Genomic DNA, 10921 nt, shown 5'->3' on the forward strand with positions numbered 1-10921 from the left:
GCTATTGCTAGTTTACGCCCACTCTCAGGTGCCTCATTCAATTCTCGAGGTTAAACGGGAAGTCGGTGTCTCCCCTGTGGAAGAATCCGACGCTGCCCCCGCAACGGTGATCGAGTGTGGGTCCATCATCACGCCACTGTGCTCCGGCATGGGAAGGCGATGGTCCCGAAGCGCGTCATGGCGACGTTGCTTCGCTCGTCAGCCCGGAGACCGGCCGAGAGCCCAGGAAGCACCGGACGAATATGTTCGGCGCTCCCCTCATGCCGGGTTGCGGTGGGTAACCTCGAGGCAGGGCAGACGCCTTACTCCTCTCCCTTTCTCGATTCCCAAGCCGCCCCGGTTTCGCATAGAAGACCGTGCGGGTAGGCACGGCGAGCAAGGGAATCAGAATGAAAACCAAGCATCACTTGGCCGCGCAGGGCCTGGCCGCCTTCGGCCTGGCAGCCCTCCCGCTGGCCGTTCAGGCCCAGGCCACCACAAGCGAGAATGTCGATACCGTCGCGCTCAACCCGCTGGTGGTCACCGCCACGCTGGCGCCGCGCACCGCCGACGAGACGCTCTCCTCGGTCACCGTGATCGATGAGGCCACCCTGCGCCGGCAGGATCCGACCAGTGTCACCGATCTGCTGCGTGGCCAGCCGGGCGTGGACGTCACCACCAACGGCAGCTTCGGCAAGAACAGCAGCGTCTATCTGCGCGGAACCGGTACCGAATCGGCAGTGTTGATGATTGACGGTATTCGACTGCGCTCCGCCACTGCGGGCGGTGCTGCGTGGCACTATCTCGACCCGCGCATGTTCCAGCGCGCCGAGATCGTGCGCGGGCCCCGCGGCAGCCTGTATGGCGCCGATGCCGTGGGCGGTGTGGTGCAACTCTTCACTCACGAGGCGCAGGAGGGCGGCCCGTATCCATACCTTTCCGCAGGCGGTGGTTCCTTCGACACCCAGCGCTACAGTGCGGGACTTTCCGGTAGCAGTGGTGGCACCCGCTACAGCTTCGCCGGCAGCCGCTTCACCACCGACGGCACACCGGTGCGGCGCGATGGCGAGGACAGAGGCTACGACAATACCTCGGCCCTGGCCCGCCTGGCCCATACCTTCGATAGTGGTGCCGAGGTGGGGCTGCTGGCCATGCGTGCCCGCGGCTATAACGAGTTCGACAGTGGCGAGAGCGACTTCGTCCAGCAGGTGGCTGGCATATTTGGCGAGCTGCCTTTGGCCGAGCAGTGGACCAGTCGCCTGACCTTGAGTGAAGCGCGTGATGGGCTCGACACCTACAACACTGATTTTCCCTCGATCATCGAAACTCGCACCCAGACCGCTCGTTGGCAGAACACACTGAGCTTCGGCCAGCACGAGCTGATAGCGGGTGCCGAATACAGCGAGGACAGGGCTTCCGGTACTACTGATTACGATATCTCCAGCCGCGACAATGCCGCCGTGTTCGCCCAGGGGCTGCTCGATTTCTCCCCCGTTGCGCTACAGGCCGGCCTGCGCTACGACGACAACGAGGCCTACGGTGACGAAGTCACCGGCAGCTTGGCGCTGGGCTATGATCTGGATGGTTCTCATACGCTGCGAGCAAGCTACGGTACTGCATTCCGCGCGCCGACGTTCAATGATCTCTACTGGCCGAATTCGGGGAATCCCGAGCTCGACCCTGAAACCTCCGGCACCGTTGAGATGGGTATGCGCGGCCAGTACCGGCGCTGGTACTGGGATCTCGCGGCCTACCGGACCGAGCTCGAGGACATGATCGACTGGGCGCCGACCGAGGGCGGCATGTGGGCGCCGCAGAACGTGGCCGAGGCGCGTATACGCGGCATCGAGCTTTCGGGTGGTGCCGAGCTCGGCGACTGGACGTTGGCCGCGGCCTTGACCTGGATCGATCCGGAGGATCGTGAGAGCGGCAATCGACTGCGCCGTCGTGCAGCCAAGAGTGCGCGCCTCGACGTGGATCGTGAGCTGGGCGAATGGTCCCTGGGCGGCTCTTGGATCCTGCAAGGACACCGCTACGACGATGTGGCCAACCAGGAGCGGTTGAGCGGCTTTGGTCTGGTCAATCTGCGTGCCGGCTGGCAGTTTGCCCCACTGTGGTCGGCCCGCCTGACGCTGGAGAACGTGCTGGACAAGGAGTACGCGACCGCCAGGTTCTCCAATGGCGATGACTACCTTAACGCCGGTCGCGCAGCCTTCCTCAGCGTCAGCTATGGTGCCCAGTGACGCAGCCTCATGTCATGGGTCGTCTGGTTGCCCTGCTCCTGCTTATCCTGCTGCCGACGCTTGCGTCGGCAGCCACCGTGGTGGGCATCGTCTCCGAGCGCTCGGCGGCCGAGCTCGCGGCCGGGGCGCATCGCTTTCTCGATGCGCATCCCGAGCATGACGTTGTGCTACGCACGCCGGAGCAGCTGGCGAGCGCAAGCGACGGAGAGCTTGCCACGCTGTTCTCAGGGGCCGATGCCGTGCTGGTCGCCGCAGTCTTCGGCGACCAGGTGGGGCGTATTGCCCAACTCATCGAGAGGTCAGTGGCGTCCGACGTACCGCTGCTGGCGATCAACGGCGACCGGCGCCTGACGCGGCTTTCCCGGCTCGATGGCGAGCGCTTGCTGGCCGGGCTGAGCGAGGAGGTGCTGGGCGAACTGGCAGCCGGTCCCGAGCCCGGTGAGACGGCGCTCGAGCACTACACCGCCCAGGGTGAACGTTTCGCCGGGCAGCGTAAGTGGCTGACCGGGCGTGCCTACTACCAGGGGCGCAGCCCGGCGCACCTCGACGGCCTGCTGCGCTGGTTGCTGGCCCAGACCGGGCACGACCTCGACGTGCCCGAGCCATCCCCACGCGAGGCGATTCGCTACCTGCGCCCTGCGCATATGGACGAGGCCGGCACCGAGCCAGCGGATCTAGAGCTGGAAAGCGGGCCGGCTGTGGTGCTGCTGGATCTCGACAGCGGCGATCGCCCGGGCGACCGGGCACTGCTGGAAGCGACCTGCGAGGCGCTGGAACGCAAGGGTATCCAGTGCGTGGCGGTACTGTCGCGCTGGGGCGGGGCGACGCTTGAAGCGGTGGAGGCGTTGCCCGACACACTGGGCGAGGCGCATCTCACGGCAGTGCTTTCCCTGCAGGATTTCACCTTGGGCGGCGGCGAGGGGAGGCGCGGCGTGACCGCGGCGCTCGACGTGCCGGTGCTCAAGGGCATTCGTCTGGCCGATCGCAGCGAGGCGCAGTGGCGACTCTCCAGCGACGGCCTGCCGCGCGACGCGGTGCACTACCAACTGGCCATGCCGGAATTGCAGGGAATCAGCCAGCCGCTGATCATGGCCGTGGCGACGCCGCTGCGTATCGACGAGGCGACCGGCGTGGCGCTCACCCTGAGCGAGCCGTTGCCCGAACGCGTCGAGGCGGCGGCGTCGCGCCTGGCGCGCTGGCAACACCTGCGCGAGGCGGATAACGCCGATAAGAAGGTCGCGTTGATCTACTACAACCACCCGCCGGGGCGGCAGAACGTCGGCGCCGACAACCTCGACGTGCCCGCCTCGCTGTTCGAGATGCTCACCCGCCTGCAGGAAGCCGGTTACGATACCGGCGAGCTGCCCGAGAGCCCCGAGGCGCTGCACGAGCTGATCCAGCAGCACGGCGTCAATCTGCCGGAGGATCGTGGTGCGCTTGCCGAAATGGCCGATCAAGTTGCCTCGCTGAGCGATGACGAGTATCGCGCCTACTTCGAGACGCTACCGGCGACCGTGCGCGCCGAACTCGAACACGGTCCGCTGGGCTACATGCATGCCCGCCTGGGCGAAGCCGACGACATGGGTGAGCCGGAGCTCGTACGCGAACTGCTCAAGCGTAGTGCCGAAGACCTGCGGCACCTGCTCGAGCAGCACGAACATCTCGCCCGGGAACGGGCACTGGACCTGCTCGATCAGTACGTCGAGGGTTGGCGCCGTCAGCTCGACCACCAAGGCGAGCCAGGCGAGCTGGAAGCGCTGCGTGATGCGCTGATCGCTACCGGCATTCCCGGCCTTTCCGGCTGGGGCGAGGCGCCGGGGCGCTCGATGGTGCACGAGGGACACATGCTGTTCCCCGGGCTGCGCTTCGGTAACGTCTTCATCGGCCCGCAGCCACCGCGCGGCTGGGAGCTCGACGAAGAACTGCTGCACGCCAACACCACCTTTCCGCCAACCCATCAGTACGTCGGGTTTTATCACTGGCTGCGCGACCGCTTCGAGGCCGACGCACTGGTCTACCTCGGTCGTCATTCGACGCGGGAGTTTCTGCCTCGCCGCCGTGCCGGCTTGACCGAGGACGACTACCCCGACCTGCTGGGTGGCGACCTGCCGCTGATCTACCCCTACATCGTCGATGGCGTGGGCGAGGGCATTCAGGCCAAGCGCCGAGCGCTGGGCGTGATGATCAGCCATCTGACGCCGCCGCTCGCTGCCACCGAACTCTATGATGAGCTGCTCGAACTGCGCCAGTTGGTCGAGACCTTCGAGTCGGCGGTCTCGCCAGACAGTCCCACCCGTCGGCGGGCGGTGGAGATGCTGCGCGAACGTATCGAGAGCCTCGAGCTGGTCGAAGAGTTCGAACGCGAGATTGCCGGCGACCTGGGGCTCAATGCCGACGAGGTGACGCTCGATGAGGTTTCCGAGGAACTGCTAGTGCATGAGGCGGGCCACTACGTGACCGATATGCAGGAGCGTTTCATGCCGCTCGGTCTGCACGTGTTCGGCCGCGATTGGTCTGCCGAAGCCATCGATACCATGCTCGCCTCGATGAGCGGCGACACCGAATTCGAGACCGAACTCAAGAGCGAGCGGCGCGACCTGCTTGCCGCCTCGCCGGGCCACGAGCGCGACGCCTTGCTGGCAGCCCTGGAGGGTCGCTTCGTGGCCCCCGGCCCAGGTAACGATCCGCTACGCACTCCCGAAGTGCTGCCCACCGGACGCAACTTTCACGCGCTCTCCAGCGACCAGATCCCCACTCGGGTGGCTTGGTCGTTGGGCCGCGAACTGGCCGCCAGCGCACGTGCGCGCAACTCGGATGAACAGCAAGCCGATAGCGAAGAGAGCGAGGCGGTGGTGCTGTGGGCCTCCGATACCGTGCGCGACGAGGGCGTCATGATCGCCTTCGGCCTCGACATGCTGGGTGTGCGCCCGCGGTGGAACTCGCGCGGCATCGTTCAGGGGCTCGAGCGGTTGCCGCTGGGCGAGGCGTATCCCCATCGCCGCGACGTGCTCTTCACCACTTCGGGGCTGTTCCGTGATCTCTACGAGGATCAGCTCGCATGGCTCGATCTGGCCGTGCGCCTGGCCCTCGACGGAGCCAGTGAGACGATTCGTGCCGAGCATCCTCAGCTCGTCGATGCACTTGAGGCCGCGCTCGCGCCGCTGCCTCACGACATGCGCGACCCGGGCGCCGAAGGCCTGGCCGAGAACCGCATCGCCGCGCGCTGGGTAGCGGATAGCCGAACGCTGCTGCAGAGTGGCGCCTCGGCGCAGAGCGCCGGGGAGCAGGCTGCATTGCGGGTGTTCGGTACCGCGCCGGGCGCCTACGGGGCCGGCGTCAACCGCCTGGCCACGCGCTCGAGTGCCTGGGAGAGCCGTGACGAGCTGGGCAGTGCCTACCGCCGACGCATGGGTCACGCCTACGGCAGGCGGCACAGCGGTGAACCGGCCCATACCGCCTTCGATGCCAACCTGGCGCGGGTGGGGCGCACCTACCTGGGCCGGGCCAGCCATCTCTACGGCCTGCTCGACAATGACGACGGCTTCGATTTTCAGGGTGGGCTCTCCAACGCGGTGGAGCAACTGCGCGGCCGGGCGCCTGATAATCGCGTGCTGCAGCATGCCGATATCGACAATCCGCGGGTCGAGAGCCTGGAGCGGGCGCTGCTCGGTGAGCTGCGCGCACGCAACCTTAACCCCCAGTGGCTGCGCCCCCTGATGGATCACGGCTATGCCGGGGCGCGAACCATGGCCAGCGATTTCCTCGACAACCTGTGGGGCTGGCAGGTAACCAGCCCCGAGGTGGTCCGCTCGTGGGTGTGGGACGAGGTCGATGCCGTCTATTTTCAGGATCGCCACGATCTGGGGCTGGACGATTTTCTGGCCGAGTCGCATAACGCTCACGTCAAGGCGCATATGCAGGCGATTGCCCTGCTCGCCGCCCAGCGCGGCTACTGGGATGCCGAGACGGCGACCGTGAATCGCCTAGCCGGTGAGTTTGCCGAGCTGGTGGTGGCCAACGGGCTGCCCGGCAGCGGCCACGCCCACCCGGACCATCCATTGCTGCCCTGGGTCGCCGAGCGCCTCGACGAGGAACTGCGCGAAGCCTTCGAGGCGGTAATCGAGGCCGCACGCATGGAGCGCAGCGTAGACCCGGCGGTGCCCGCAAGCATTCGCGAGGTCCAGCCGCTCGAAGCCCAGGCACAGGAAACCCAAGCCCAGGAAGCCAATGCTCGGGCCGATGCGACCGCCGAACCCGATCCAGCGACGGGCCAAAGCGGCGAAACGGCGCCAGACAGCGCTGAGAATGCTGCGAATGGTGACGCCGATGCCTCCGCCGAGGGTGGGGTGAATCTGTTACCTTGGGCGCTGGCCGTGCTGGCGCTGCTGTTGCTGTTGGGCGGGTTTGGCTACGGGAGACGAATACGATGAATCATTTCCTGACAGCTGCCACGCTGGACGTCATGGACGCCGTCGTCGGCTGGTTGCTGGCACCGGTGATGCTGGCTCTGCTGGCCTTGGTGGCGCTGTCGCTGTGGGAGCTGGGGCTCGCCATCGGAGAGCGCAGCGGGGGGATTCGCGGGCTGGTCGAGGCGGACAGGCGCGACAGGCTGGCGAGCCGGGCGCGCCGCGCCATCGATCGCGCCGACCTGCTGGCGCGCATCGGCCCAATGCTCGGGCTGATGGGGACGCTGATTCCGCTCGGACCGGGACTGGCCGCGCTGGCCAGCGGCCATCTCGACGTGCTGGCCCAGGCCGTCACCGTCGCCTTCAATACCACCGTGCTGGGTCTGTCCATCGGTATCCTCGGTTACCTGCTCGGTCGCCTGCGCCGCCGCTGGTACGACGCCGCCATGGCGCAGCTGGAGAGGAGGGCTCAATGAGCGTGCCGGAGTATCGTCGCAGCCGTTTCGACACGGCCGACGAGGAGCCGATGGGGCCGCTGGCCAACCTGGCGGATATCATGCTGGTGTTTGCCGTTGGCCTGATGGTGGCGCTGGCCGCCGCTCATGAAGGGAAGGCGGAAGGCGCCGACACGAGCGGCGGCATGGACGTCGAGACCGGGCGCGAGATGCCGGAACTGCCCGCCGGCATGGGCCAGGCGGGCAGCGGCTTCGAGAGCGTCGGCCGGGTCTATCGCGACCCCGAGAGCGGACGCCTGATACTGATCGATGACAACTGAATCAATGAGGAGCCGCAGGTGACGAACCCGCGCCATTCGACCGTGAGCGTCCTGTTCGGCGTGCTGGGCATGCTCGCGCTGCTGCTGTCCCAGGCGGCACGGGCCGAAGTCTGTGCCACCGACGACCGCAATCGCAAGGTGTGCCTCGGTGCGCCGGCCAGCCGCATTGCCGCGCTCTCGCCGGGCGCGACGGAGCTGGCCTATGCGGCCGGGGCGGGTGAGAAGGTGGTGGCGGTGGTGGCCTATAGCGACTATCCGCCCGAGGCCAGGGAGGTGGCATCGGTGGGCAGCCATACCCGCATGGATCTCGAAGCGCTGGTCTCGCTGCACCCGGACCTGGTGATCGGCTGGACCACCGGCAACCCTCCGGAGCAGCTCGAGACCATCGAATCCCTTGGCGTGCCGGTGTTCTATATCGAACCGCGTGAATTCGAAGACGTCTCCAGCGCCATCGAGCGGCTGGCGCTGCTTGCCGGTACCAGGGAGGAGGGGGACCGCGTCGCCGCCGAATTTCGCCAGGGCATGGCAGCGCTCGCCGAGCGCTACGCCGACGCCGAGCCGGTCTCGGTGTTCTATCAGGTGTGGGACGAGCCGCTGATGACCATCAACGACGAGCACCTGATCGGCAAGGTGCTGACCCTGTGCGGCGGCGTCAACGTCTTCGGCGAGCTCTCGAGGCTGGTGCCGCGCATCGACGACGAATCGGTGCTCGCCGCAAATCCCAGGGCGATTCTGGCCGGCGGCATGGGCGAGGAGAACCGCGAGTGGCTGACCCACTGGGAACAGTACCCGAACCTGACCGCGGTCGAGCGCGACAACCTCTACTTCGTGCCGCCGTCGCTGATACAGCGGCCCACGCCGCGGCTACTGGAGGGCAGCCGCCTGTTCTGCGAGAAACTCGACGATGTCCGCGGCAAGCGCTGAAGCGATGACGATTCCCCGCCGCCGCTCACTGTGCCTGCCGCTGGGCGTGCTGGCACTGCTGGGATTGGTGGCGCTGCTGCTGTCGGTCACGCTGGGCAGCGCCGCGCTGTCGTTGGGCGATGTCTGGGCAGTGGTAGGCGGAGAGGGCAGCCCGCTGGCGCGCACGCTGATTCTCGAACTGCGCATACCCCGCTCGCTCTCGGCCTTCGCCGTGGGTGGCCTGCTTGCCGTAGCTGGCGGCCTGATGCAGGTACTGCTGCGCAATCCGCTGGCCGATCCCTACGTGCTGGGATTATCCGGTGGCGCCTCGGTGGGGGCACTGGCGGCGATGCTTGCCGGGTTGGGCGGGGCGGTGATCAGCGGCTCGGCTTTCGCCGGGGCTTTCCTCTCGACGCTGCTGGTTTTTGGCCTGGCCCACGGCACCGGCAGCTGGACGCCATCCCGCCTGCTGCTCACCGGCGTGGTGGTGGCAGCCGGCTGGGGCGCGGTGATCACGCTGATGCTGGCAATAAGCCCCGCCGAACGCCTGCCTGGCATGCTCTACTGGCTGATGGGGGATCTCTCCTATGCGCGCTCCCCCTGGCCGCCGCTGGCGCTGCTGCTGCTCATCTGTCTGCTGCTGGCCCCGCTCGGGCGTAGCCTCAACGTGATGGCCCGCGGGCCGTTGCAAGCCGCAGCGCTGGGCGTCAACGTCCGGCCGCTGGAGTGGATGATCTATCTTGCCGCCAGCGTGCTCACCGCGATGGCGGTGACTACCGCCGGCAGCATCGGTTTCGTCGGTCTGGTGGTGCCGCACATGCTGCGCCTGGTACTGGGCAACGACCAGCGCCTGATCTTGCCGGCCTGTGCGCTGGCCGGCGGCATCCTGCTGGTGCTGGCCGATACCTTGGCGCGTACCCTGATCGCGCCGGAACAGCTGCCGGTGGGGGTGATCACGGCGCTGCTCGGCGTGCCCACCTTCCTTTTCCTGCTGTACCGGAGCCGCTGATGAATCGCCTCGAGATCAGCGAGCTGGTGGTCAACGTGCCGGGGCGCCGCGACGGTCGCCCGCTGTCGCTCAGCGTCGAACCGGGGCAGGTATGGGGCGTGCTCGGCCCCAATGGCGCCGGCAAGACTACCTTGCTGCATACCCTGGCCGGCTTGCGCGCACCGCGGGCCGGCCGGGTGCTCGTCGATGGTCGCCCGCTGGCCGCGCTGAGCCGGAGGCAGGTGGCGCGTACCTTGGGGCTGGTGTTCCAGGAGCGCCACGATGGTTTTCCCGCCACGGTGCGTGAGACCGCGCTGATCGGCCGCCACCCCTGGCTTTCCCCCTGGCAGATGGAGGGGGCCGAGGACCTGCGTCTGGCCGAGGCAGCGCTCGAACGTCTCGACGTCGACCACTTGGCCGAGCGGCTGGTGAGCACGCTCTCGGGCGGTGAGCGGCAGCGCCTGGCCATTGCCACGGTGCTGACCCAGGCGCCGAATATCTGGCTTGCCGATGAACCCAGCAACCACCTCGACCTGCATCACCAGACCGCGGTGATGGCATTACTCTCCGAGCAGGCCGCCCAGGGCAAGGCCGTCATGATGTGCCTGCACGACCTCAACCTGGCGGCACGCTGGTGCGACCATCTGCTGCTGCTCTACCCCGGCGGCGAGGCATGCTGGGGGCCGGCCGAGCGCATGCTGGTGCCCGCCGCCCTGGAGCGGCTCTATGGTCAACGCCTGGCCACCGCCAAGATCGACGGCGCCCCCGTTTTCGTACCCGTGAGGTGATATGACGACTTCGACGATTCGCGGCGAGGCCCATGCCGCCCTGATCACCGCTCCCGGCTCCGGCCAGGGCAAGTCCATGGTCACCGCGGCGTTGGCGCGGCTGCACCGCAACGCGGGGCTCCGCGTGCGGGTGTTCAAGCACGGCCCCGACTATCTCGACCCTATGCTGCAGGAGGTGGCCTCGGGCCAGCCGGTCTACCAGCTGCATCCCTGGATGACCGGCGAAGACGAGTGTCGCTGGCGCCTGGCCGAGGCCGCCCGTGAGTCCGACCTGATCCTGGTCGAGGGTTCCATGGGACTGTTCGACGGCGGCCCCTCCAGCGCCGACCTGGCGATTCTCGCCGGCCTGCCGGCGCTGCCGGTGATCGATGCCTGGGGCATGGCCCAAACCTTCGGCGCCGTGGCTCAGGGGCTGGCCAACTTTCATCCCGATCTCGCCATACATGAGGTGATCGCCAATCGCGTCGGCAGCCCCGGCCACGGCAGGCTGTTGGCTGGGAGCATGCCGGCAGGACTCTCGCTGCTCGGTGCCATTCCGCGCAGCGAGGCGATGAAGATCCCCGATCGCCACCTGGGTCTCGTCCAGGCCGGCGAGCTGGCCGGCCTGGATGCACAGCTCGATGCCGCCGCCGAAGTACTGAAAGAAGCCGGCCTCGACCGCCTGCCGGCTCGAGTGGCTCTCGAAGCCGAGGCCCCCGAGTCGCCGCCCCGCCTGCTCGATGGCATGCGTATCGCCGTGGCCCGGGACGACGCCTTCGCCTTTCTCTACCGGGCCAATCTCGACCTGCTCGATACCATGGGTGCCGAACTGAGGTTTTTTTCGCCATTGGCCGACCCTG

At 67.5% G+C, this 10921-nt stretch carries 8 protein-coding genes and 1 riboswitch; all 8 genes read left to right on the forward strand.

Translation table 11 applies throughout. The features are described 5' to 3' along the window. Positions 1 to 8: 8 nt before the first annotated feature. Positions 9 to 233, forward strand: a riboswitch (cobalamin riboswitch). 156 nt (positions 234 to 389) lie between these two features. Then, positions 390 to 2222, forward strand: a complete 1833-nt coding sequence (locus HBJ55_RS18395) for a TonB-dependent receptor domain-containing protein (RefSeq protein ID WP_167118442.1) — start codon at positions 390 to 392, stop codon at positions 2220 to 2222. Positions 2223 to 2236: 14 nt separating this feature from the next. Further along, on the forward strand, positions 2237 to 6652 hold the full coding sequence (locus HBJ55_RS18400; protein WP_167118444.1) for a cobaltochelatase subunit CobN: 4416 nt from the start codon (positions 2237 to 2239) through the stop codon (positions 6650 to 6652). Further along, the gene (locus HBJ55_RS18405) at positions 6649 to 7104 is read left to right on the forward strand and encodes a MotA/TolQ/ExbB proton channel family protein (protein ID WP_206022752.1); all 456 of its coding nucleotides are present in this window, start codon (positions 6649 to 6651) and stop codon (positions 7102 to 7104) included. Before HBJ55_RS18400 ends, HBJ55_RS18405 begins: the two co-directional genes overlap by 4 nt. Next, positions 7101 to 7403 (forward strand): DUF2149 domain-containing protein, encoded by a 303-nt coding sequence (locus HBJ55_RS18410; RefSeq protein WP_167118447.1) that lies wholly within the window; start codon positions 7101 to 7103, stop codon positions 7401 to 7403. The genes HBJ55_RS18405 and HBJ55_RS18410 overlap by 4 nt, the downstream gene beginning before the upstream one ends. Positions 7404 to 7472: 69 nt before the next feature. Further along, positions 7473 to 8327, forward strand: a complete 855-nt coding sequence (locus HBJ55_RS18415) for a cobalamin-binding protein (protein ID WP_167118473.1) — start codon at positions 7473 to 7475, stop codon at positions 8325 to 8327. Positions 8328 to 8331: 4 nt separating this feature from the next. Next, positions 8332 to 9315, forward strand: coding sequence for a FecCD family ABC transporter permease (locus HBJ55_RS18420; protein WP_167118449.1), 984 nt, complete (start codon positions 8332 to 8334; stop codon positions 9313 to 9315). Next, positions 9315 to 10082 carry an ABC transporter ATP-binding protein gene (locus HBJ55_RS18425; protein WP_167118452.1) on the forward strand — a complete coding sequence of 256 codons (768 nt, stop codon included), beginning with the start codon at positions 9315 to 9317 and terminating at the stop codon, positions 10080 to 10082. Before HBJ55_RS18420 ends, HBJ55_RS18425 begins: the two co-directional genes overlap by 1 nt. 1 nt (position 10083) lies before the next feature. Further along, positions 10084 to 10921, forward strand: an 838-nt coding sequence (locus HBJ55_RS18430; RefSeq protein WP_167118455.1) for a cobyrinic acid a,c-diamide synthase CobB, incomplete at its 3' end; no start/stop codon positions are given.

The organism is Billgrantia bachuensis (assembly GCF_011742165.1).
Lineage (GTDB): Bacteria > Pseudomonadota > Gammaproteobacteria > Pseudomonadales > Halomonadaceae > Halomonas > Halomonas bachuensis.